Below are 25481 nucleotides of genomic sequence, written 5' to 3'. Positions count from 1 at the left end.
TTTATGAAAGACGGATGTTTGGTCTTTATGGATAATCTATAGTGTTTACTAAACATAGACATTTCATTGTGTTGCTTGTTTACGCGCTTGCTAGAGGCACCCTTATTTCTCTTAAGCCCATTTTACTCTGTCGAGCGTCAAAGAGTATAAAATTCATGGATCACCACCCTTTTTACGCTTATGAAGAAGGAAGTCGGCACCTATTATATTTGCCAGCCCCCAATATTGTAATAGTTCTTGGTACTGGAGATTCTGCATAAGAAGCATTTTAAATCCTTTTTTGTACAGTTCTTGCCCACACGCCAGCCCTGCTTGTACGTACAAGAGATATGATTTTGATTAATTTAATATAAGAGGCATGAAATGAGAGAATCTTCCTGATTTCGGCTCTCTCATTCAACGTGCAAAACAATGAATTCTCCTTATAGTTTGTTGTATATTCAGAGTGGAGCTTGTTTGTAGAGTTGTATTAAGTGGATTGCATGAAGGGAGAAGCCCAAAAGGCTGGCGCAAAATAAGAAGCTGGATCATTTACAGCGCATTGTTTACAGATCGACATGGATTTAAGAATCTTCGTTTTAGGGAGGGGGAAGAAGAGCATGCCTCTTTTAAATTTATTTTGTTCTTTTCAAGAATATCATCTTCATAATGTTTTTGCTCATGCTAAAAGAATATTATAAAAAATTGCGGGCTATTGTTATTTATCCTAAAAATAGGAGAAATGGTTATTTTGCACGTATTGGATGCTTGTTTCTTTTATTACTTTCTGTATAATCGTAAAAACGATAATGCTGAAAGGCGTAATAAATGATTATTGGACTTTTGAATCAAAAGGGAGGTGTCGGAAAAACGACGTTGAGTGTTAATCTTGCGGCCAGTTTTGCCCGTACCGGTGCACGGGTATTGCTTATTGATGTTGATCCACAGGGAAGCGCATTGGATTGGGCTGCTGCGCGTGAAGATGCACCTTTGTTTTCGGTTATTGGTTTACCGCGTGCAACGGTTCACAAAGAGATTACACAGATTGGTCATGGTTATGATCATATTATTATCGATGGTCCTCCGCGTGTAACTGATCTTGCTCGTAGTGCTCTTATGGCTTCGGATTTGGTGCTTATACCTGTTTTGCCTAGTCCCTATGATATTTGGGCAGCGGATGGAATTGTAAAGCTGATTGACGAAGCACGTGTTTATAAAGAAAATCTCAAATCTGCTTTTGTTATTAATCGTAAAATAGTCAATACAGCGATAGGGCGTGATGTGAACGAAGCTCTTGGCATATACCCTGTGCATGTTCTTTCTTCTAGCGTTGCGCAGCGCGTGATTTTTGCAGAAGCAGCAGCACAGGGGAAGGCGGTTTATGAAGTTGATAAGCAAGGACCAGCAGCAGCAGAGATTGAAGCGGTTGCAGCCGAAATCAAGGAGTTAGCGCGATGAATAAAAAAATTAAAATTGGCACAAAACCAACGAATAAATCAATTCCTTTAACAGCGGATGCATGGGTAGGAAGCCACAAAGGGAGCATGAGTGGAGGTATGAAGCGCCTCACGATTGATATACCAGAAAGTTTGCATCGGTTGATTAAGGTCAGTTGTGCAAGTCGTGGAACTAAAATAGCTGATGAGGTCCGCGAATTGCTTTCACAAAAATACGGAAAAGTGTAAAAAATGATACGATAATTTCGTTGGTTTGAGTGCTTTTTCTAGAGATGATATCGATTGTTTTTATACGAAGTTAATAATAAAAGTGCTCTTCCTTTTTCACGATGGTTGCTTCATTCAAGTTGTTTCTCATAAGGTTCTGTATCATCGCATGAAAGAGCTATGAGTTTGCGAAAAATTCTCCGTTTCAAATTTTTCCCTATAAATGTGATAATCATCATACTACTTGTGATCTTATCCGCTAGATGAGTAGATAAGTTTATTCTTCCATAAAAATTATCTTGATAATGATTTTAAACATCAGGTTATTTTTTTGTTTATTGTACTTAATACATGCGTAAATAATGTAATTAAGAGTAGCGTTGATTATTTTTTTCTGTTATGCAGCAATCCGTTTTATTAAATTATATTCATGTTTATAAGGGGGGGGGATAAAAATAAGTAAAATTTACTGATATTGACGCGCTATAAGTTTTCCTAATAAACAAAAGAAGTCATTGAGCATATTATAGACAATATTTCTTACATTTATATGATTTTATAGTCTTAAATAGTTAATGCCAGTTGTAATGATACGCAAGGCAATAGGCTTTTTTCTTCAATTGGAATGTATAAGATCGCTTTTTTAGCATTTCTATTGGCTTTTAAAAAGTACAGGGGGGACTTAAAGCTTTCTTTCTTTTCCGGTGGTTTAGAAATGATAAGAGCGCAATCTGTTGATTAAAAGGTGTATTTTTTCGTTTGCAGGGAATTTGCAATGGATATAGGCATGACGAATTTTGGGTAAGATATCGTGCTGCTTCTCGTTACCAAGAGGTTCTTGAAGGAAAAGAAATGATTAAAAAGCTTTTTGAGAATGTCAAGATATCAGAATTTTTGCTGAAGTTTTAACACTTCAAATACAAAGAGCTGCCGTGCAGATAATGTTACAAATACAAGTCTGATAAATGAAAGCAGTTTTCATGATTTAACATGTTTGCGTTGGAAGTGTACGTATTTGCAAAGGAAAATTAGACGCAAGGTCACAATATAGGAGGGGATGTGAATCCAAAGATATTGTTAATAAAATATAAAACAAAGAGAGGGGTTAAATCATGAACAAGATCATTATAACAGCGCTACTGCTTTGCGTGGGACTTGTCGTTTCTGGTTGTGAAAAAACTTATAGCGTAGCAGAATTTAAGAAAGATAAAAAATTGATGCAAGAATGGGGAAAGAAATGCGATAAAATGGGCCCCTCTGCTTTTGCAACCAAGAATTGTCAAAATGTCATGCAAGCCGATATGGAACTTTTTCAAGAGCATTATAGAAATCTTGCAAAGGAACTTCGTGAAAGTAGCAAAAAGGGGAATGAAACTGAAAAACAGCAGGACAATAATTAAATCATAAAAATATATTGATAGCGGTATTTTTCTTTGTACGCGATTTATCATCATAGATTGGGAAAAATCGCGCACAGAAGTGGATTTTAAAATTTTTGAAAATGCACAATGAACCGAATGTACAATTTTAATCGGGTGCTAAATTGTGTCCTAAACTTTGTAAATTTGAAAAAGGGGAATTTATTGATGAATAAAGCCATTATTATAGCATTGCTGCTTTGTACTGGACTTGTCGTTGCTGGTTGTGAAAAAACTTATAGCGTAGCAGAGTTTAAGAAAGATCCAAAATTACTCGAGCAATGGGCAATGAAATGCATGATATCAGGGGATTTAGATTCTCAAAATTGTAAAAACGCAGATAAAGCGTATCGTGAAGTTCATGCCCGAGATTGGCCTGGTTCGAGCTTTGTACATGATGACGAGAAAAAAACTGAAGAGAAAAAGGAAGGGAATTAAATCATGAATAAAGCCATTATTACAGCATTGCTGGTTTGTACTGGACTTGTCGTTGCTGGTTGCGAAAAAACTTACAGCGTAGCGGAATTTAAGAAAGATAAAACATTACTCGAAGAGTGGGCAAAAAAATGTGAAAAGCTGGATCAATCTTCTATGGAGAAATCTAAAAATTGCCAACATGCCAGACAAGCATATATGGAACTTATGTTTGGCATTCATTAAAAACATACAGTTCAATAAGTAAGGAATTATTTAGTTCTTGATTCTATTGCGTTTTTTAGGCTCTCTCTAACTTTTAGAGAGTCTTTTTATGGCTTCAAGAATTAGTCGTTTACGATCTGTACTCTTTGTGTAAACGGATGCTATACTGTCATTTGTTCAGCCCAAAAGTGCTTTCAATTGTAGATAGTATTTCCTCTCAATGAGTTGTTACGTGTTACTGCTAATTTTTTAATGTTTTGGTTACATGTATTTAAAATATGAGATTAAATCTATCTTTGGGGTGTTTTTTTGCCTTTATCACAAATAAATGTTTCATCACACTAAGATCGTCTTTAAGTGTTGCGGCTAATTTCGGAAAAATTGGGAGGAAACATTTGTTTGGAAATTACTTTTCTCTGTTTTAATAAAGAGAAAAACATTCTAAATGTAATTATTATCGTTTCATACTCAAATGTTTTTCTCAAACTATTTTAAAAAATTGCTTTTGATTTGAGAATATTATAACATTAGTTAAGATGTGAGGCAGTTTTGCTAGGACGGTTTTGCCGGATTTGTGAGGAATTGAGCGCCTTCCACACCTTTTTATTTTTCCCTTCTCTTTTCTGAGTTTGCAAGGGTTTCCCTTGTTATTTTTTTATCTTGATTGTGTCGTAATATTATCATGTTGAGCGGTGGAGCTCATATAAAACTTTACGTATGAGGTGTTTTTTGTTCTCGAGTGCGTGATGAATATTTTTTTTGAATAACACTTTTATTTATAAAAATAATTTAATTATTTTATACTGAATAAGGATCTCGAATATAGTAAGATTCTCTTATTCCAAATCTGTTCTAGGTTGAATCAATTAAAACCATCTGCTTGCACGTTACAAGCATGGGGAGCCGTGTGGATAAAAACTGTTGAAGAAAGAAGTAAAAATGCCTCTTATGAACGATCTCAAGTGCTAAAGATTGTTGCAACATTTGGGGCTGGAAAAGTGTGTGATGCTGCTGGTTTATTTTCTCATAAGGGTAAAGATGGTTTTCAATAGATTTATTATAAGCTTCATGAAATATTATCCTTTAAAATTGTGATATGCCCTGAAGGGGGGAAGCAAGAGGAGCTTACTCAATAATGGAGACAAAGTATTTACAGATCGGATCTGGTAGAAAATTTCGTTTTTTAAGGTGGGAATGAAGTTGAGATTCAAGATAGCGTGAAAAGACGGACACTGATGGTTAAAAATGCATACAAAAAGCAGAGTTTACACTCAAATAGTTGCAAGTGATGTTTGAAATTGGGTGTGTGGTTTATCTGTAGAATTAAAATTTTTCTTTGATCTTATGTGAAATTAAGATGCTTATTTGCGCAAATTACAATAAGCCAAGAGAGTATGCTTAGTATATTTCTATTACGAGAACTAAAATAACAACAAAAGCATTGATGGTGATAATCAAGGTTGAGTAAAGCATAGCGGCTTTTACGAGATCAGCCATAAAAACCTCTTTCTGTTCTTTTTGAGGTGATTTTATGAATAACAATATGTTACATATCTGTAATATATGCTGCTACAATATATTCGGCAAGCTTAAAATCGTTCCTTTTTTATAAAAGCTTAAGGAGTGGGAGTATTGTGAATCCTAAAAAAGAAAGCTTTAAAAGGACTATTGATTGCTTTTGTAAGTTTTGTGTTGCTGGAAACTTTTTTTTCCTGTTATGCTATAAAGCACTGTCATTTATAACGGTAATATAAGGCATATAAGTTTTCTTGGAACGTTTAAGTATTTTTTAGTGTGCGATGAATATTCGTAGGTTTATTTGTTGAGCCTTTCGTTTAAGTGAATCACAAGAGTGGAAGTCAAGAGAAGATCGTTTGACAAAAATTCGGACTGCGTACAGAGCAGATGGAGTTAAGATCTTGGTCCTTTAAAGTGAGCGGAGGAAGACAAAAATGTTTTTTGATCGTTTATCTCATAGCAAGATTGGTTAATGCTGTTCTAATGGGGCATGTTTTACACAAAAGTAAAGAACGTTCCAAACGAAATATACTTATGTTGTATATTAGTATTGCATATTTATGTACTTGTTTTAAAGAAACATCTCTCAACGCACACGACAGACATTTTACGATGACATTCGTAAATGGTATAACGGTAAATGTAACTAGTATAACAGTAAAGCTCTCGTGAAATAATATAAACTTTGAATAATATAAAAATCTGTAGAATGCTATCATCTTTATACTTATGAAAGAGCAAGTCACAATCATCGTACGCTTGCTTCCAATATTTATTATAGTTCTTGGCATTTGCTAAGGTTCATAAGAGGCATTTTTCTTTCAGCGTATTTTATCAACACATCAGGGCGTTGTTTGTGATGTGCAAGCAAGTGATGTTAATTTATTCAACATGGAATAGATTTGAAATGTGATGATTATGAAAGAGAAGAGCCGCATTTAAAAGGTTAAAAACGAGAGAAAGTTCGTAACAAAAATTGTACCTTGATTATAAAATGATTGTTTCTCTGTTTTTATACTAGTAGCGCATGTAAAGCCGCGATATTAAGAGCAAACTGTTTTATGGAGCGAAATAATCTATAGGAAGATACTGTGGAAATTCTGAAAATATCAATGTGGGGGAGCATTAAGCATTATGCATTGGATAATATTTTGATTTATAATGATAATCTATCGTTATTCAACTTGAATTAGAGCCCTGAATACTGGAATTTTTTTCATTCCAAATTTGTTTCGTGGTGAATTAATCAAAACAATGTCTTTTGCAGTTACAAGCAGGGAGCTCCCATGCGCAGAGAAATTGTACAAGAAAGGCCACGCTTTTATGAACCATCTCAAGTGCCAAGGGTATCAGAACATAAGGGGTTAGAACAATATGTGATGGTGCTGGCTTGCTTCTTTTATTAAGCGTAAAGATGGAAAGTGCTCAATGGATTTTATACATGTCATGGAAGATTTATCATTATACCATTCATGGGCCGCGGCGCGAAATAGGCTTGGGTGCACTTAAGAGATGTTTCTTTAAAACAAGCGCGTGAATATGCGATTGAAGACGTATCGAACTGATTAGCTAAGAAACTCTTGAAAAGGTTCAAAAAATCTTATATAGTCGTTCATTGCAAAGAAAAGCGAATGATAACTTAAAAAAGGAAGATTGATGGCTGTTTAGCTATTTTAAGATGTCTTTTTTTATATTGCTGTATGGCTGATCTGTTCAAAAGAGCATTCTTTTTGTGTTTTATGCGAAATACTGCATGTGCGCGGAAAGAGCATGGGAGAGGGGGTGTCTTTTTGAATGGGTGCAAACTGATCTTGTAGGGTGCCATCTTATGGGACGCCAGAAGGTATACAGGTTTAGGTGCAGAGAGAGCCATACGGTTATGGAGGGTAAAATGCTGCTATCGGTAAAATGCTGAAATTTTTAATGGGCTTACGTTTTTATATGCTGCAAGATAGGCTGCGGGTTTTTGTCGGCAGATAGTTTTTGTGGCCGAAGTTTTCGTGAGAGCATTGTTGTTTTCTGTTGAAGACGTACTGGTGATAAAATAGGCAAAGATAAAATCGGTAAAGCGAAATAGACAGAACAAATATGGAAGTTTCGATATTGTCGTAAGGTTTGAGTTTATAGCGTTTTGATGAATTAGTATAGCCGCAATGATGGTTTTGGAGCAAAGCAAGAAAAATATTTGAAGAGAATGCGTTGAAAGTTGAAGTGGTATACGCTTTGAAGGATTGTCGTGCTGTTGTTTGAGCAATGTTTGCACCACGAGCTTGGTTGAGTGTATCAGCATTGAAGAGAACCTGTTTAATCTCCCTCATTTGAAAGTAAGATTGAACAATAGTGTTGAAGGGGAAGTAAAAATGTCTGTAGTGCAATATGGTGATGATAGTTTTGCAGCAAAAGCAAAAGTTCTTGATAATAATCTTATTGATCGTGATTGGGCGATGACAAAATTTGTTGCTGCTGTTAAAGGATTAGCTCAAGTTGTTGATTATGAAAGCAATATGCTAGAGAGCAGTGGTGTTCCAGATTACGAAGAAATAAATTTGCGTAAAATACGTGGTTTGCGTGATCTTAATAAATCCATGAGTGATGTGAAGCGCTATATGAATCAAGATATTGAGCATGAGGTTGAAAGTTTGTTGTCTGATTTACAAGAAAAATTACAGCGTAATAGTGAATTACTTCAAACACATTTAAATGCAGTTAATGATCTTTCTAGAGCTATACAACTATCTGGACGTGCAAAAGAAATAGAGGAATGATCAAATCTGCTTAATACGGGCTGTTCTAAGTCATGACAATGATTAGGTAGGGCAGTTGATTTGGATAAATAGTGCGTTTAGTGAGTAGACTTGTTTTAAGTGCATTTGGGTATTTAAATTATTATCCTGTTGTACTGTAAAACGCTGTTCTTAAAACAGTGTCTTTTAAGGTGTAGTGATGTGAACCGCATGCTTTGGGAAACTGGCTGAAAGAGAACTCAGAGAAGGCGGATTATTTACAGAGAATTGTTTGCAGACTAAGTTAATAGGGGGCTTCATTTTTTAGTTTAGGGAGAGGCGATCAAGAGGATATTTAGACCAGCCTGTGATGCCTTAAAAACAGCTTCCTTGGGGCTGTGGTAATGTAAGGTTTATACATTAGAGTCTTTTGCATGCATTTAGCAGACCTAGCGGCGACTTACTCTCCCGTGCCTTAAGGCAAAGTACCATCAGCGCTGGAGCGTTTCACGGCCGAGTTCGGGATGGGATCTGGTGCATTCACTCCGCCATAACCACAAAGTCAGCAAAAAGCATGAATGATGAAGAGTATGTGATGAATATTGCTTATAAGCCTCATGGAGTATTGTTCTTTGAAGTGTGGTGATATGAAGCGGTTCGTTGTTTAAATCTATATGTTTGAGACAAAAATTAAAGCGGTTTAATATTTTCTTTCTGCTGTTTTTAGTTTTTGTATGTCAGATTGGAGAGAGCATCCAGATTTGAGTGGATATATTGCGTATATCTTTGTTGGCGTAATATTTGAAATGGGGCGGCAATCTCATTGGGAAAGAATAAAGGGGGAGAAATCAGCTTCCCTCTGTCCTGCCGTCCTTTAATTTAGCTTTATGTCTTTCAAAAGTATCTAAAGCACTATCTGTTAAATAATGAAGATTACGTATTGTTTCACGCTTTTTTTATTGTGTTTTTTACTGGGGGCACGTCCTTCATGCACGACAAAATGCTCAAAATAGAATGGATTTGTTATTCCTAATTCACGGCCTTGTTTTAAAGAGATATCTAAGCTCTCAAGTCTATTTCGTGATGGTGGTTGTGGGGCGCAACGACATCTTTGATGCAACGGCGCTTGTGAATGGTATAATAAAAAGTCCCCATGGAAATAATATAAAATCTATAGGGTACGACCATCTTTATGCTTAATAAAAGAGCAATTTGATATTGTTATATTCTTTGCTTTCTTCCAATGTTGCTACAGCCCTTGGCACTTGAGATAGTTCATTAGAGGCATTTTTAATCCTTTCTTAATAGTTTTTTATCCCTATGGCTCTTCCCCCTTGTCACTTGCAAGAGATATGGTTTTGGTTGATTCAACATGGAACAGGTCTAAAATGAAAGAATCTTACGATATTCTGGATTCTCATTTAACATGCAAAACAATTAATTGTCTTTATAAATCAAATGCTTGTCTTATGATGGAGTTGCTGTAGCATTGAGATTTTAGAGGAAAAACATGCCTTTAAGAATTTATACCAGATACTAAGTCTTTATAGCAGGTATATTAAATGCACATCATCTAAAATAAATAGAGCGTCCACAGCGAAGAAGGGGCTGACTTTTTTTAAAAATATGCATGAATGCTTATTCTGTTGTGCTGTAAAAACATCATCGCTTGAGGTGTGGTGATATAAGACATAAAACTTTATGGGGTATTTTGATGAGAGAATGCTAAGATATTCAGTTTTTTATTCAATATGCAAAAGAAATATTATAAGTCAAAATCTTCTTTGATGTGATAATGATTTTTGAGAATTTAAAAATATATATAAATTTAAATAAAAAAGCAGCACTTTGTGCTGCTTTTTTATTTAAGTTAAAATTAACTTCTGCTTTAGAAACGATAACGTATTCCGCCAGACAAATTGGTGCCAGATACACCGGCTTTTTGCAGTTTTTGCCGATAGCTGATATCGGCGTTTAGTACGATATTTTGAGAAAGATATGCGTTCACCCCCATGCCTCCCTCAACTGAAGAGCCGGTAGGATCAACATGAAAGGTATCAGCAATTTTTATTGTTTTACCATCGCCAAAAGTTCTGATAACATTCATTTTACCATAGAAGGAAACAGCCTTGTTTTCTTCAACAGCCATTATCGTTTTTGTTAAACGTCCACCAAAACGGATCAACCATTGATGTGGATTGCCCATGTCTACTTTTAAGCCATTGGTATCTGAGAAAATATCAAACATGAGATTTTGATAAATGAATTGAGCTTGTGGTTCAAAGACCAGCCCTTTTGTATTGGTTGCTAATTTCTGACCAATGGTTGCAGATATATTAAGCATCTCGGTGCCATCCAATTTTGCGGCATTCCCAACAAGAGCCGTGCTAATATTTCCTTTTAAGGTTCCGTAAGAAAGAAGTGTGTTTAGATATATACCATTGCTATGTTGGATGCTGCTGTAAGCGGCAAGAGACCATTTATCAAGAGTTGTCTTTTCAGAATCTTGCATCTCTTTTGGCGTAAAGGCAAGTTTTCCGTATGTTCCTAAAAGACCAAAATGTGTGCTTATGTCTTTACCTTCCAAGGCGGCTAATATGACACCTATTTGTAAAGCAGTATAGTTTACATCAGCACCATAGCCATAATGTAATGGATCGCGGTTGGAAGATAAGGTGACTTTCTCGCCGTAGGAAGAGAAAAAGATACCATTTTTTTTATTGTCTTTTGCCCCAAATACTGTTGTGCGCATATTATCTAACAACGCGTTTTGATTGTTTACATCAGTAAATCCAGCAGAAAACAAAGTATTAGATATGGTTAAATAGTTTGCTACCTGTGGTAAAAGGGCTCGAACCTTTTTATCCTTATCAATGTAGGCATTCTGTAAGCGAAAATCCCAGAAATTACTGTTTTTACCAAAAAGATTTTGGCTCTCATGAGATGTTCCAGGTTTATAGCCTGTAAGTACATACTTATAAGGTTGTTTCCCTATTGTCATATAGTTTCCTGCTAACGTGAAGGAATTTTCATTTGCTTGTCCGGAAACTTGAATGATTGAAATCCCATGTGTCCCTAAAGGAAGTGACGCCATGCGTTCTTCCCAAACAGCAGAGCTATCGGTTATTTTTTTATCTGTTTCTTGGAGATTGATGTGAACAACAGTACTCCCTGAGACATCACCATTAATCACAATGCGATCAGTCTGTTGCTCCGTGATAGGAGAATGTTTATTCCATTGAGTGTTTACATAAATTTCTGCAATACCTGTTGTACTATAAACCGCTGCTGTGTGGGTCGTTTCGTCTTCTTGCGAAAGATTAGGTCCTATAAACAGAGTTTGATAATGTCCCTCCATTGGCTTGTCAAACATAATGACACTGTCTGTAAGGTGCAATTCAGAAAGATTAGAGTATGATTTTTCATCAACATCAAACTGTCTATAGTCATTTAAAATATTATCATTATTTGTGGCATTTTTATTCGCCTTTAAAAGCCATTTCGTCCCCTCTTTTAGATCAAAAACTGTTCTATTATCTTTAGAAGTTCTTACCCGACCTTCTAAAGAAGAGTGGTCTGCAACTAATGTAATAGTGTTTGTGGAGGCACTTTCGTTCTTTATATTTTTTAATAAAATATCGGCATGGACTTCTGAATTTTTAAGGTTGACTTCTCCGTCTACGCCTGTTCCATAAAGGTTGATACCGCTACCATGTTCAACAAAAAGCTTTGTATTCTCTAGAGTTACTTTATCTTTATTAGGAATAGCTTGTTCTTGAACGGCGTTGGCATTTCTTTCAGCATTGCGTGTATATTGTTTTCTAGGGGTATAGTATTGATTATTGCGGAAAATAATACCGTCTGCTTCATAATTTCCCGTGACATGTACGCTTGAATCCTTAAGTTTGATTGTGCCCCTCATGTTTAGTAAACCAGCTGTTTCTGCTGTTGCAGTAATACCTGTAGCATCAATTTCTCCACCATCTGATACGCTTAGTGCAACAAAACGTGCATCAACTGTTCCCCCTATCATGTTGACTTTTGAATTATTTCCATCTGCATGTACAGCAAAACCATTGTCTTGAATTTTTTTGTTATGTAGCGTTATGGTCTTACCGTTTGTAGCCTCAACTCCAGAGCTTATATCCTCAGTTTGTGCAGGTTTTTCAGGTTGTTTTGTTGGCGATATTGGTTTTTCAAGCTCTGATTTTGCAGATACCTTTTGTGTTGAGGCAGATTGCACGGGCGCTGGTTTTACAGATTTTGGCGGTACCGGTAATGCTGATTGTCCAGTTTCTAGTCTTAAAGATATTGGCTGTGCGAGTTCTGGTTCTTTAGGCGTTGGCGATAGCTCTGTTGTTAGTCTTGTAGCTTCCGTGCTTGTAGGTTCTGACTGTGAGGATACAGCAGAATTTTCGGGCGTTTTTTTTCTGGAAGAGTTTGTAGAAGAGGATGGCGCCCCTGAACGTCTTCTAGATTTTGCTTCCATTCCTGTCGTTGAAGCTGTTCCTATCGCTGGAGATTGTGTAATAGTGTCTTGTGTGGCTGTAGGGGTAGATTGTACATCTTCTGTATTTACTTCAAGTTGCGTTTTTGGAGGTAGAGTGCTTGTGGAAGTAGGCGTTGTAGATTCACTCCCTGTAGGAGAAGAGCTTCTGGTTGTTCTTGTAGACCTAGATGTTGAAGGTGGATACGAAGATGATGCATTTGAATAGGGATTAGAAGGTCTGGATGCACCTATTTGATGAGTGGGTTGCAGAGAAGAGAGAGCTATCGTAGGTTGTGTATTCGTATCATGAAGAGCATTAGACAAGCTGGTGGAAGAACAAAACAGAACTCCAGAAACTGTGTATAGTAAAAAACTTTTTTTCATATGGATGTATTCCTAAATGTTTCCCCTCTCTTAATAGAAGATAAAACCTTGGCCTCATTATGTTTATTTTGTAAGAGACAAAACGAAACATAATGAGAGCACGTTATATTTCAAGATAGGAATATAAGTATTTTTAAAAGTGATAGCGCATTCCAGCGGAAATATTTATTGCAGAGATGCCATCTTTTTTGAGTTTATGTTGATAGCTGAGATCACTATGAAGCTCGATATTTTGCGATAAGTGCGCCTGAATACCAAAACCACCTTCGATTAAAGATTCCATAGCAGCAAACGGAAAGTTTTCACTAAAAGTGTTGATCATGTTCAGTTTGCCGTAGAAGGAAAGGGCATGGCCTTTGTTTTGTGTCAAACGTCCACCAATACGGATCAACCATTGATGAGGTTTGCTTATGTCTATTTTAGAGTTATCGCCATCTGATTTAGAGTTATCGTCATCTGAGAAAGAACTCCTATCTGATAAAGAACCAAGCATGAGACGTTGATACACAAGTTGTGCTTGCGGTTCTAGGATTACACCTTCCAAACTGGTTGACAGTTTTTGACCAATAGTTGCCGCGGCTCCTAATGTTTTACTATTCTTCACTTTTGAGGTATGTTTGATGAGAGCTGTGGCGTTATCTTCTTTGAAAATTCCATAAGAGAGAAATGCACTTGCATAGATGCCACTGTCATGCTGAATATTTCCATATGCGGTGAGTGACCATTTATCAAACATATTTTTTTGAAAGCTCTCCTTGTTTTTAGGAGTAAAAGATAATTTTCCGTATGTTCCGAAAAGGCCAAAGTTGCTGCTGATATTTTTATCTTTTAGCGCTATTAATGTTGCTCCTGCTTGCAATGCAGCATAGCGAATATCTGCTTGGACACCATCTTGTTCTGCTTGAACCTTGGAAGAAAACGTGCTCTTATTGCCATAAGAGGATAAGAAAACGCTTCTTTCTGGATGATCTTTGGGTTCAAACATTGTTATTTGCATATTGTCTAACAAGATATTTTGATTGTTGACATCACTAAACCCAACAGCAAACATCGCGATAGGCATGACTAAAGAGCTTTCTTCTTGTGGTGTAAGAATTGTTCTTTTTGCTGTCCCTTCAAGAGAAGTAGAAGTTGCGGTTGCTTTATCATCATCTGTAAGTTTAGAGGTGCTCTCTGTAGCCGCGGTAGCGGTATTTCCAACTTTTGGGAGCAAATTCATATGCGCTTTTTCGGATGGAAGAGTCGTTTTCGATTCCGAGGAAGTGGTGTTTGTTTGGGGATCAATATCAGATTGCGAATTTTCATTTATTTTAGGCTGTCTCATTCCATGATCTGTTCTTGTGAATGAATTGTCCTTTGAATTATCCTTGTGTTGGGCAGCAACATGAGCGGGTGGTAATTTATCACTAGAGCGTCTTTGTCTTGTACTGGAGACAATAAGAGGTTGTCTATTCTCTTCAGATGAAGGAGAGGTTATATCTCCTTTTCTCTCCACGTTGGTTATTTCATTATTGTTCAAAGCTTCTAATACCGCTTTGCGTAAAGTATTGGAAAGTTCCTTGTTGCGTTCTTGTAAAGCACTATCTATTTGTACTGCTTTATTTTGCAGTTCAAACCAATTATGATTGTTTTGGCTCACCCATTGTTGGCGCGCGGTATTAAAACGCTGTTGATTATCAGCATCAAGAATTTTTTCTGCTTGCACGGCATCGGAAACTACTTTGTCGTAGCCACGTAATAAATTTTCTCTTGTTTTTAATCGGTTCTGACGTAATTGTTCAAGGTATGCTATGGCTTTCATCATATGTTGCATATCCAGATGGTGTTTGTTTGCCATGGCTTGGGCACGTATATTATCCACTTCGTGGTTCACCACGTTCATATGTGCATCAGAACCGTAACGACTTTCACCTGCAAAAGAGTTGTTAATCGTATCTCTTACACGATCCATATGATTTTCAAGTGCTTGGTTGAAGTGCGAATTATCTTCCATCATGGCGCCAGAGGCTATCTTTTCAAGATTTTTTTCTGCTTGTGTTGGTGTGTTTATTGAATCAATGGCATGGCGATATTGTTCAGGTAATTTCATGATCCCTTCAAGAGCATGGCGTTCCTGGTGGCTTAGACCAGAGTCGGTGCTGGTAGATGTGAAATTAAAAGAAGAAAAAAATAAAGCACAAGCGGCTGTACATAACAAAAGATTCTTATGCATAGAGATGTTCCTTAAGATATTTTCTTTGTTTTGCTAAAAATGAACCACTTTTTGACACATTGCGTTTTTTTGTAATGTAGCAAAATATAAGCAGCACTGTTTTTCATCTCAGCGCTGCTTACGCGTCAAAATAGAGAGCTAAGATTTCTAAAAGCGATAACGCATTCCACCGGAAAAATTAATTCCAGAGAACCCAGCTTTTTGAAGTTTATGTTGGTAATTAACGTCAGCATGAAGTGCGATATTTTTAGAAAGCTGCGCGTTAATGCCAAGCCCACCTTCAAGGGACGAGCCCATAGAATCGAGATGGAAAGATTCCATAACATCGATAGTGCGCTTCTCACTAAAAGCTTTGATGACATTCAATTTACCATAAAAAGAAAGAACACGATCTTTTTCAATAGGAAGCATTGTTTTTGTTAAACGCCCTCCAATACGGACCAACCATTGATGAGGTGGCTTTATATTAACTTGGAAGCCATCAATATCTGAAAGAGTGCCAAAGGCAATATGTTGATAAATAAGTTGTGCTTGTGGTTCAAATGACACTCCTTCAACACCAGTTGCTAGTTTTTGTCCAACGGTAGCTGATGTATTTAATGTATCCGTATTGTTTAATTCTGTGGTGTTGCCGATAAGGGCTGTTGTAATATGTCCGTTTAAAATGCCGTAAGAGAAAAGTGCATTAACATAGAGACCACTGTCATGGTGGAGGTTCCCATAGGCCGTAAAGGACCATTTATCCAGTATGCTTTTGTCAGAACCTTCCATATCCTTTGGCGCAAAAGCGAGCTTTCCATATGTGCCTAAAAGACCAAGATTCGCGGTCATATTTTGATTTTCTAACGTTGCTAATGTCATGCCTGCTTGTATAGCAGCATAGTGAACATTAGCACCATAACCATATTCCAATGGACTACGGCTGGAAGATAACGTCATCTTGTTGCCATAAGTCGATAAAAATATCCCTTTCTGTTTATGACCTTCTAATCCGAAAACTGTTGAGTGCATATTATCTAACAGTGTATTTTGATTGTTTATATCAGCCAAGCCAGAGGAGAATATTGCATTATGCATAACTAAATAGCTTGCCATTTGAGGAACAAGAGCTTTGATCTTTCCTTCATCATCGAGAGTCGCACTTTGCAAGCGGAAATCCCAGAAATTCTCATTTTCTTCCAAGGGAGCTTGTCCGTTGTTTTCTTTTCCAAGAGATGATGCATTGGTATTTTGCGCAGCTTGCTTTTTTGATTCTTGTGGTATTGCGCTTAAATGACTTTGTGCCCTATCAGCTTTCCCACGGCTGGATGTTGGTCCATAGCCATTGAGTATGTATTTATAGGGTAATCCATCCATTGTGGTGTAGCCATTTGCCAGCGTGAAGGCGGTTTCTTCTGCTTTTCCAGACACTTGAACAAGTGAGAGACCACGCGCATTCAAAGGAATTGAATCTTCTTCATCATCGAATGGTTCTGCATGCTTTGAAAGATTATTGAAATAGATCGTTGTGGTGCCTGAGACATCACCATGAACAAGAACACGGTCAGTTTTTTGTTGTTCTTTTGTAAGACCATTACTCCATTCGGTATTAAAGTAAATCCTTGCGTTGCCCAATGCATTGTAAACCGTTGTTGCATCGGAGCTTCTGTTTTGCTCTGCTTTTTGTGGATGTCTTCCTACATGCAAGGTTTGATAATGATTGTCTGCTAGTTTATGCGGCGCATTAAATATGATAGAGCTATTATTAAGGTTTAGGACTGAAACGATTGATTGTGCTCGTTGCTTAAGATCAAGGAGCTTGTAATCAAATATACTAAAACTATCTTCCAATTCAAATAGACTAATTTTTAAATGCCACTTGCTGTTATTGCTTAGGGTGAAAACCGTTGTATTTTGAGGAAGCGTTTTTGCTCTTCCTTCCATAATCGAATTATCAGCCTCTAATGTAAAAGTAGCAGGTTGAACCTCGAAGAAGGGTGAGACTTCATTTTTTAATAACATATCAGAACGAATTTCTGAGTTTTTAAGGTACACTGCATTCGTTTTGGGATAATAAGGTCCGAAAATACCTACACCGTCGTTTACAAGAAGTTTTGTATTATTAAGGATTGCTTTGTTTACAACTTCTTCTCCTTCTTTTATTGTAGAACTTGAAATATAACCAAAATTGATACCATAGACTCTGCTATGGCCTATGACCTTTAATGTTGAATCTTCAATATGGATTGTGCCGTTTGTGAGTGACAAACCATGCCTTTTTGCATCTCCCACAATTCCTTTGGCATTAATTTGACCACCTGATGTTGCAGAAAGCAAAGTAAAGCCTGAGTGCATTACTGAGTTTGTAATGGCAATATGACCTTTCTTAGCAACCACGGCATCATACTTACCACGAACAAAAACATTATGAAGGCTCTTCTCTTCTCCATTAGCTACTTGGACCGTAGGAATTTCAAGAGGTTGTTTATTTGCATAAGTTGGAGCAAAATGAGAAAAAATGAAAGTTCCAGCAATTGTACATAACAAAAAATTTTTCTTATAAATATATTTCTTATACATAGATATGCCTTTAGTATTTGGTATGCTTTGATGCTTACTTCATTCCCCTGATGGCGCAAGTACCCGATCAGTTTTTATATCATTACGTTTTTATTGTAAATAACAAAACGAATTATATTTATACTGTTCTCTATGATTTAAAGTTTTTTAAAGAAAAGCGTTTTTCATGGTCATAAAAAGTTGGGAAAAATGGACTTCATAAAATCGAGCTTGATAAGTATTTTTGTTTTAAAGTGCTAAAAATCAAAATATTTTGTATTTTTTATCGATATACAATAATTTTTATTGAATCCATTCGATTTTTATAAATCAAAAAGGCAGCTTTCTAGAGACTTCAATAGTCATTAAGAGATAAAGAGTTTTATTGCATTTGGTTTGAATGAAATTAATCCTTTCAAGAAAGCTGTATAGAAAGAACCATCATTGATGCCTCTTTCCGAAAGATTGAAAAAAAGCAGCACACGCGTACTGCTTTTTTCTTAAAACTGAATAGACTATAAATTGTTTTTTGCTTTTTCTTAAAACTGATAGCGTATTCCGCCTGAAAAGCTTGCTCCTGATATACCAGTTTTTTGAAGCTTATGTTGATAGTTAACATCAGCATGAAGGGCGATATTTTGTGATAATTGTGCATTTACACCAAGTCCACCTTCAAGGGCAGCTCCCATAGAATCAAGGTGGAATGGTTCACCAATCTGTATGGTGCCATTGTTAGAAAAAGCTTTAACAATATTTAATTTACCATAGAAAGAAAGAATACTGCCTTTTTCAATAGAAATCGTCGTTTGTGTTAAGCGCCCACCAACACGCACTAAGTATTGATGAGGATTTCCCATATCTACATCAAACCCATCGACATCTGAGAGTGTGCCAAGCATGAGACGCTGATAAACAACTTGTGCTTGTGGTTCAAAGACCAATCCTTTCGTACTGGTTTCGAACTTTTGTCCAATGGTCGCCGATGCACTGAATGTATTAGCGTTTTTCAATTCTGCAGTCTTTCCTATGAGAGCTGTGGTGATATCTCCCTTGAGCATTCCATAGGAAAAGAGAGCATGGATATATGTACCATTATTATGGTGCAGTCCACTATATGCAGCAATTGACCATTTATTGAGTGTACTTTTGTCAGCACCTTCCATATCTTTTGGGGTGAAAGCTAATTTCCCATATGTCCCGAAAAGCCCCACATTGGTGGTCATGTTTTGATCTTCTAGAGCTACTAATGTAAAGCCTGCTTGTAAAGAAGCATAGTGAATATCGGCACCATAGCCATATTGTAATGGCGTACGGTGAGAGGATAATGTCATTTTATTGCCATAAGTCGAGAAGAAGATCCCTTTGTTTTTATGATTTTTTTTCTCAAAGCCTGTTTCTTGTATCGTGTTCAGTAAAGTGTTTTGATTATTTACATCAGCCAGTCCAGCTGAGAATAGTGCGTTAGGCATGGACAAATAGCTTGCCACTTGAGGAACGAGAGCTCTGATCTTTCCTTCATCATCGAGCGTTGCACTTTGCAAGCGGAAATCCCAGAAATTCTGATTTTCTCTCAAATGGTTTTGTATGCTCCCTATTTGCTCAGAATTTGGTGTTGATTCAACTTTTATATTATTCTCACTCCTTAAAGCTATTCCGCCAAATGCAGCGAAGGTCGTGTCGGTTTTTGAGTCCTTTTCTTGTGATTGTTGACTTACTTCTCCTAAATGGCTTTGTGTGCTCTCTGCTTTTCCAAGACGTGATGTCGGTCCATAGGCATTTAAGACATATTTATAAGGCAAACCGCCCATTGTGACATAGCCATTTGCTAGTTTGAAGGCATTTTTATCTGTTTTTCCAGATACTTGAATGAGCGACAGTCCACGCATATTCGCGGGAATAGAAGCTTCTTCTTTTGATGACACACCTTTTGAAAGGCTATTGAAACTAATTGTTGTGGTGCCTGTTACATCTCCATGGATAAGAAGGCGGTCCGTTTTTTGTTGTTCTCTTTCTAAACCATCACTCCATTCTGTATTGAAATAAATCCTTGCATTGCCTACTGCATTATAAACGGTTTCTATAGCGGAGTCCCTGTTTTCATGTGGATTAGGGAGCTCAATTGTCCGTCCTACACTCAAGGTTTGATATTGACTCTTTGCCAGCCTATGTGGCGCATTAAACACAATAGAGCTATTATTGAAGTTCAGTACTGAAACGGTAGACAGCGCTCGTTGCTTAATGTCATGGAGTGCATAATTAAATGAACTAAAATCACGATTTATGTCGTATTGACTTACATTTAAATACCATTTGCTATTGTTGTTTAAATTAAAAACAGTCGTATTTACTGCTAAGGTTCTTGCTCTTCCTTCTATAATCGAATTATCGGCAGTTAATACGAAAGTCACAGGATGAGGATCTGAATCTGTTTTCTTTTTTACATTGTTTTGTAATAATACATCAGAACGAATTTCTGAATTTCTAAGTTGAACTTCGGCAACAGACTTTGAAGATGACGGTCCTAAAATACCGACACCATTTCTCACAAGAAGTTTTGTATTGTTAAGAATTGCCTTATTGATAACTTCTTCACCATCTTTCAGATAATTTATGCTATGAAAAACAATACCGGATTTTCTTTTGGTTTCTATGAATGAATCTTCAATGTTAATGATACCGTTTTCAATTGATAGACCAGTATCCAAGGCATTGACTTTCACTTCTTTAGCATTAATACGTCCACCTTGTGATGCAGCAAAAGCAAACGAAGCTGAATGTATTGTTGAGTTTGTAATTGTGGCAATTGCTTTTTCTTTGGCATACACTGCGCTCGATCCATTGCGGATAAAAACATTATTAAGAGTTTTTTCTTCTCCTTTCTCCAGCTTAAACTCACTAATAATTTCAGGAGGTTGTCTATTTGCATAAGTTGGAGCAAAATGAGAAAAAATGAAAGTTCCAGCAATTGTACATAACAAAAAATTTTTCTTATAAATATATTTCTTACACATAGATATGCCTTTAGTATTTGGTATGCTTTGATGCTTACTTCATTCCCCTGATGGCGCAAGTACCCGATCAGTTTTTTATATCATTACGTTTTTATTGTAAATAACAAAACGAATTATATTTTATGGTGTTCTCTATGATTTGAAGTTTTGCTTCAGAAAAACTTGTTCATGATCATAAAAAGTCGAGAAAAGTGGATTTCATAAAACCTAGCTTGGTTAAGCTTATGCTAAAAGCACTATGAAGTATGATATTTAAAAACTGTCTATTAAAGATAATCGCTATAAAAGCTCTATCGCATTGAGATGTATTATTTGATGTACTCACCAAAACGATCAGAAAATTTTCTCTGCTAGAAGAAGTGATGAGGGGGCTATTCACAGGCTTTCTTTAAAGAAGCTTTTCCTTAAGGGTAGCAAAGTCCATTTTTCTAAGGTCGCACAGCCCATTTCGCGATGGTTTTCATGAATGCTATAACGCTAAAGCTATAGAGTCCCATCATCTTTATGCTTACGAAGGAGCAAGCCGATACCTTTACGGCTTAATAAAAGAGCAACCCCATTACATACTTTGCTAGCTCCCAATGTTGTGTGGATAGCCTTTGGCACTTGAGGCGGTGCATGAGAGGAATTCTTAGGCTTTTCTTATATAACTTTGCTTCACACGCCAGTCCCGCTTGTAATGTGTAAGTGAATGATTTTGATTAGTTCAACATGGAACAGATTTTAAATGAGAGAAATTTACGATATTCAGAACTCTAACTCAATGAAAGTAACGCTAAATTATCATTATAAATCAATATTTTGAATATTTCATTTAAAACATCTTTTATTGATACAAAAAGAACTTTATTGAGTTGTTTCATTTTATAAATGAAAAAATTAGCTTTTTTGAGCGTTTTGTATGTGAAAGATAAAGCGCTTGTTGTTAGATTTTCTTTTCATGCATTAATTTTCTCAAAACTGTTTGTTTAGAAGAACCAGCAATGGAAGTGTAAATAAATCTTTATAGATAGCGACAACACATCGTAAAGAAAGAATTTATTTTATTGCTATAATAGATTGTAAATAACAAAAAAATACACTCCGTTTTTTTGTTAATAGTAAACGGATCAATATGCTTATTTTTTTATAATTTTATATTAAAATTGGTAGTGTATTCTATCAGAAAAACTTGTCTCGGCTATACGTCTTTTAAAATTTTTTCTGATAGTTTACATCAATATAGAAGGTTAAATTGTGAGATAACTGTGTATTGTGCTAAACGCACCTTTAATGGCAGGATCTATCGGATTAAGGTAAAAATGAATACCAATCTGTTTAGTATCATCAATATCAAAGTTTTTTAAGGAAGTTCACTTTCTCATACAAGGATGGGGTACAATCTTCTACGGTCCTAACAATAGTTTTTGTTAGATACCTACCTATCCGGACTAACTGGGGAGGCTGTCTGATTTAATTTTAAGATCATCAATATGTTAAAAGTTGGTAAAAATCAAATCCTTAGCACACAAATTATGTTCGTGGTTCAAAAGGTTAGTTCTCTGATTATTCTTTGCAAATTTTTGACAAATAATTGTTGAGGCAATTAACATTTTTACAGCATAACTTTAATAGTATTTTTTATAGAAGTTTTAGAGATATCTGCTGTACAGATATCACAAGGGAAGAGTGTAGCCATATGAAAACACCATTATGCTCTGTTATATTGTAAGCTATGATTGATGATTTATCCAGTGTGCTTTTTTTCATTTTCTATATCCTTTGGAGTGAATGAGAGTGGCTGTAGGTTCCTATCTATTTCAAATGTGTAGTGATTAACTTTTCATTTTTCTAATATCATCTTTGCTTGGACAGCTCTATGGCGCATATTAGCACCATATCTATCTTCAAAGAGGAGCATAATCAAACGGTAGAGTTTCTGTACTTCCATAAGTGAAAAAGCAAGAAATCTTCTATTTTTTAAGATTTATTCTTAATGCTGTTATCTTTATATTATCTAAAAATACACTTTGCTTAGCTTTATGGGCAAATTCGATGATGAATAGCTGCGCAATCCGTGTGAAGAGGAGGAAAATTGTATTTAAGTAGAAAAGAAAACACTTCAGGAAAAAATGGATTTCATGTACGAAAAGGCTGCATACTTTGTGACATATTCTAGATAAAAATAACCTTATCTTTTATCTTGATAAAAATGGTATAATGTAATGATTTATAATGATAATTTATCGTTACTTTCATTGAGTTAGAGTTCTGAATAACGTAAGATTTTATCATTTTAAACCTGTTTGTCTTAAATCAAGAAAAACCATTCTCTTGCACACCACAAGCGGGGCTGGCGTGTGGGTAAAAAATGTATAAGAAAGGACTAAAAATGGCTCTTATGAATCGTCTCAAGAGCCAAGGGCTTTAGCAACACCCACGAGCTGGAAAATATAATGATGGTGCCGGATTGCTCCTTCACAAACGTAAAGATGGTGGTACTCAATGGCTTTACCGTTATATCTTTCACGGGGGGCGCTGTTGCTAAATGGACTTGGGTGCCTTGAGAGATGTTTCTTTAAAACAAGCTCGTGAATTGGCAACTGGGTGGCGTGCTGTTTTACGTGAGGGGCGTGCCCCCATTAAAGAACGTGAGAAACGAAAACGTGAGGCAATGCGTAATCTCCATTACTTAAAAGACATTGCCTTAGATGCTTTTGAAAGTTGTAAAGCTGAATTAAAAATGATGGTAAAGATGGAAACGGGTTTTCACCTTTAAAACTCCATATTCTCCTCAAATTAGGCTGTTTGCCTATTTCAGAGATTACACAAACAGAAATACGCAATATCCTCGCTCCCATCTGTCATACAAAAGCTGGAGCTGCTAATACAGCACTGATGCGTCTAAAGCTTTGGTTTAAACATGGGCGTTGCGCGTGGATGTTGATTTTACAGGCAGTAGAAAAAGCAAGGGCTCTCTTAAGGAGGGATAGTGTAGTGTTATTAGTATTTATAAAGCGAAAAGGCAGCATATTGTGGCTGCCTTTTTTGTTAATGCATAGAAAAGAAATACGCTGTTTTGACAGTTTTGTTTTAAAACTGATAGCGTATTCCTCCTGAAAAGCTTGCACCACTTATACCAGTTTTTTGAAGCTTTTGTTGATAGCTGACATCACCATGAAGGGAGAAATTGTGAGACAGTTGCGCATTAATGCCAACGCCACCTTCAATTGCTGGTCCCATAGGATCAAGGTCAAAGTTTCTGCCAATCTGGATGGTACCATTATCACCAAAGGTTTTGATCAAGTTTACTTTTCCATAGAAAGACATCGGACGGTTGTTTTCAGTGGAAATGGTTTTTGTCAAACGTCCACCAACACGGATCAACCATTGAGAAGGATTGTTCATATCAACGGTAAAATTATCAGCATCTTCAATGGTATTAAACATCAAATGTTGATAGGCAATTTGTGCTTGTGGCTCAAATGTTAAACCTTCCATTCCGGTTGCAAACTCTTTGCCAACAGTGGTGGAGATACTAAACATTTTGGCATTTTGCAATTTTGCGGTTTTACCAATGATAGCATTGGTGATATCTCCTTTTAGAATTCCATAGGATAACAGTGTATCCATATAGAAACCATTGTCATGCTGCACGCTGCCATAAGCTGTTAGTNCTTTTAGAATTCCATAGGATAACAGTGTATCCATATAGAAACCATTGTCATGCTGCACGCTGCCATAAGCTGTTAGTGACCATTTATCCAATGTGTTCTTACTGGCATCCGCTATGTCCTTTGGAGTGAAAGACAGCCGCCCATAGGTGCCTACAAGACCGAAATGTGTTGTGGTATTTTGTCCTTCTAATGCCGCGAATGTGACACCGGCTTGTAGAGCAGCATAGCGGATATCAGCACCATAACCATATTTGAGAGGTCCGCGTTCAGAAGATAAGGTTCCTGTGTTTCCGTAAGTATAGAGGAAGAAACCGGTTTGTTTTTCCTCTTCTTTTCCTAAGACAGATGTTCTGATATTGGCTAAGAGTGCGTTTTGTTTAGCCATATCGGTTAATCCACTATAGAAGAGAGCATTTGGCATGACCAAATAGCTTGCTGTTTGTGGTACAGGGGCAACGGTAGGGATATTTGTTTCAGGATCAGGATTTGAACCAGAATTGGAGTCAAGCAGTTCGGGTTGCAAACGGAAATCCCAGAAGTTTTCATTCTTTTCATCAAAGAGGTTTTGTGCAATATCGGCGTTGCCTTGGCTTGAGTCTGGTCCATAGGCACGTAGTGTATACATATCTGGTAAACCACCTCTTGTGGTATAGCCATTTACCAGTTTGAAAGAGTTTTCTTCTGCTTTTCCAGAAACTTGAATAAGTGAAAGACCCCGGACATTGGCAGCAGCAGAGGTATTTGCTTCGATATTGTTCTCTTCTAAGCGCCCCGTGACATAAACTGATGTGTTGCCAGAGACATCCCCATGGATCAAAAGTCTATCGGTTTTTTGGTCATTTATTGCAGCACCATCACTCCAAGCCGTGTTGAAGTAAATCTTTGCATCACCCGTTGCATTGTAGACTTCTTGCGTGTCTGGTTTACCAGAACCTATATGCAATGTTTGGTAATGATCTTCTGTTGGTCCATTAAAGATAATGGAGCTGTTATCGAGATTAAGCGTGGAAATATCAGAACGAGATCTTTGAGCGATATCAAGGAGATTGCCATCATCATCTTTTTCATTTTTGCTGATTTTCAACGTCCATTTTGTATTGTTTTTCAGATCAAAGTGCACATTTCTGTCTTTAGCAATATTTGCTCTGCCCTCTAAAATAGACTGATCTGCGCTTAATGTGAAGGTGCCGTTGGAGATCGCTTTAACCTCTTTATTGTTCCAATAATTGTCATTTTTCCAAGATTTTGGA

12 protein-coding genes, 1 rRNA gene and 1 pseudogene are annotated in these 25481 nt (G+C 36.6%); 8 read left to right on the top strand and 6 right to left on the bottom strand.

Features of this window, described 5'->3' with window-relative positions:
• Positions 1-807 precede the first annotated feature (807 nt).
• The 7 genes from parA to ACFIK7_RS00220 all read left to right on the top strand — a co-directional run bounded on the left by parA (position 808) and on the right by ACFIK7_RS00220 (position 7983).
• Positions 808-1437: a ParA family partition ATPase gene (gene parA, locus ACFIK7_RS00250; RefSeq protein WP_273790968.1), complete on the top strand. Its 630-nt coding sequence runs from the start codon at positions 808-810 to the stop codon at positions 1435-1437.
• Entirely contained in the window at positions 1434-1664 is a 231-nt protein-coding gene (locus ACFIK7_RS00245) for a plasmid partition protein ParG (protein WP_273790969.1), read from the top strand. The genes parA and ACFIK7_RS00245 overlap by 4 nt, the downstream gene beginning before the upstream one ends.
• A 1091-nt stretch (positions 1665-2755) precedes the next feature.
• A complete protein-coding gene (locus ACFIK7_RS00240; protein ID WP_273790970.1) occupies positions 2756-3043 on the top strand; it encodes an EexN family lipoprotein in 288 nt (95 codons plus the stop codon).
• A 186-nt stretch (positions 3044-3229) separates the two neighbouring features.
• On the top strand, positions 3230-3499 hold the full coding sequence (locus ACFIK7_RS00235; RefSeq protein WP_375662723.1) for an EexN family lipoprotein: 270 nt from the start codon (positions 3230-3232) through the stop codon (positions 3497-3499).
• Positions 3500-3502: 3 nt separating this feature from the next.
• Positions 3503-3721 (top strand): EexN family lipoprotein, encoded by a 219-nt coding sequence (locus ACFIK7_RS00230; RefSeq protein ID WP_375662722.1) that lies wholly within the window; start codon positions 3503-3505, stop codon positions 3719-3721.
• An 884-nt stretch (positions 3722-4605) separates the two neighbouring features.
• Positions 4606-4752 carry a hypothetical protein gene (locus tag ACFIK7_RS00225; RefSeq protein WP_273790973.1) on the top strand — a complete coding sequence of 49 codons (147 nt, stop codon included), beginning with the start codon at positions 4606-4608 and terminating at the stop codon, positions 4750-4752.
• Positions 4753-7578: 2826 nt separating this feature from the next.
• Positions 7579-7983 carry a flagellar protein FlgN gene (locus ACFIK7_RS00220; RefSeq protein ID WP_273790974.1) on the top strand — a complete coding sequence of 135 codons (405 nt, stop codon included), beginning with the start codon at positions 7579-7581 and terminating at the stop codon, positions 7981-7983.
• 405 nt (positions 7984-8388) lie between these two features.
• Here the strand turns inward: ACFIK7_RS00220 and rrf are convergent.
• The 5 genes from rrf to ACFIK7_RS00195 form a co-directional block, all read right to left on the bottom strand.
• Positions 8389-8503, bottom strand: a 5S ribosomal RNA gene (gene rrf / locus ACFIK7_RS00215).
• A gap of 1326 nt (positions 8504-9829) precedes the next feature.
• On the bottom strand, positions 9830-12814 hold the full coding sequence (locus ACFIK7_RS00210) for an autotransporter outer membrane beta-barrel domain-containing protein (RefSeq protein ID WP_375662721.1): 2985 nt from the start codon (positions 12812-12814) through the stop codon (positions 9830-9832).
• A 133-nt stretch (positions 12815-12947) separates the two neighbouring features.
• Positions 12948-15026, bottom strand: a complete 2079-nt coding sequence (locus ACFIK7_RS00205; protein WP_375662720.1) for an autotransporter outer membrane beta-barrel domain-containing protein — start codon at positions 15024-15026, stop codon at positions 12948-12950.
• A gap of 147 nt (positions 15027-15173) precedes the next feature.
• Positions 15174-17585 carry an autotransporter outer membrane beta-barrel domain-containing protein gene (locus ACFIK7_RS00200; RefSeq protein WP_375662719.1) on the bottom strand — a complete coding sequence of 804 codons (2412 nt, stop codon included), beginning with the start codon at positions 17583-17585 and terminating at the stop codon, positions 15174-15176.
• Positions 17586-18103: 518 nt separating this feature from the next.
• Positions 18104-20575, bottom strand: coding sequence for an autotransporter outer membrane beta-barrel domain-containing protein (locus ACFIK7_RS00195; RefSeq protein WP_375662718.1), 2472 nt, complete (start codon positions 20573-20575; stop codon positions 18104-18106).
• A 2371-nt stretch (positions 20576-22946) separates the two neighbouring features.
• Here ACFIK7_RS00195 and ACFIK7_RS00190 point away from each other — a divergent pair.
• Positions 22947-23536 (top strand): annotated as a pseudogene (locus tag ACFIK7_RS00190) (integrase arm-type DNA-binding domain-containing protein); the annotation flags it as partial.
• Between the two features lie 111 nt (positions 23537-23647).
• Here ACFIK7_RS00190 and ACFIK7_RS00185 read toward each other — a convergent pair.
• Positions 23648-25481, bottom strand: a 1834-nt coding sequence (locus ACFIK7_RS00185) for an autotransporter outer membrane beta-barrel domain-containing protein (protein ID WP_375662717.1), incomplete at its 5' end; no start/stop codon positions are given.

Source organism: Bartonella sp. CL266QHHD (assembly GCF_042195355.1).
GTDB lineage: Bacteria > Pseudomonadota > Alphaproteobacteria > Rhizobiales > Rhizobiaceae > Bartonella.
The sequence above is the reverse complement of the archived record's forward strand: the minus strand, read 5'-3'. Positions and strand labels throughout refer to the sequence as shown.

Coding starts and splice junctions, on each gene's coding strand:
- parA (WP_273790968.1), top strand. CDS start 808: ATGATTATTGGACTTTTGAATCAAAAGGGAGGTGTCGGAAAAACGACG.
- ACFIK7_RS00245 (WP_273790969.1), top strand. CDS start 1,434: ATGAATAAAAAAATTAAAATTGGCACAAAACCAACGAATAAATCAATT.
- ACFIK7_RS00240 (WP_273790970.1), top strand. CDS start 2,756: ATGAACAAGATCATTATAACAGCGCTACTGCTTTGCGTGGGACTTGTC.
- ACFIK7_RS00235 (WP_375662723.1), top strand. CDS start 3,230: ATGAATAAAGCCATTATTATAGCATTGCTGCTTTGTACTGGACTTGTC.
- ACFIK7_RS00230 (WP_375662722.1), top strand. CDS start 3,503: ATGAATAAAGCCATTATTACAGCATTGCTGGTTTGTACTGGACTTGTC.
- ACFIK7_RS00220 (WP_273790974.1), top strand. CDS start 7,579: ATGTCTGTAGTGCAATATGGTGATGATAGTTTTGCAGCAAAAGCAAAA.
- ACFIK7_RS00210 (WP_375662721.1), bottom strand. CDS start 12,814: ATGAAAAAAAGTTTTTTACTATACACAGTTTCTGGAGTTCTGTTTTGT.
- ACFIK7_RS00205 (WP_375662720.1), bottom strand. CDS start 15,026: ATGCATAAGAATCTTTTGTTATGTACAGCCGCTTGTGCTTTATTTTTT.
- ACFIK7_RS00200 (WP_375662719.1), bottom strand. CDS start 17,585: ATGTATAAGAAATATATTTATAAGAAAAATTTTTTGTTATGTACAATT.
- ACFIK7_RS00195 (WP_375662718.1), bottom strand. CDS start 20,575: ATGTGTAAGAAATATATTTATAAGAAAAATTTTTTGTTATGTACAATT.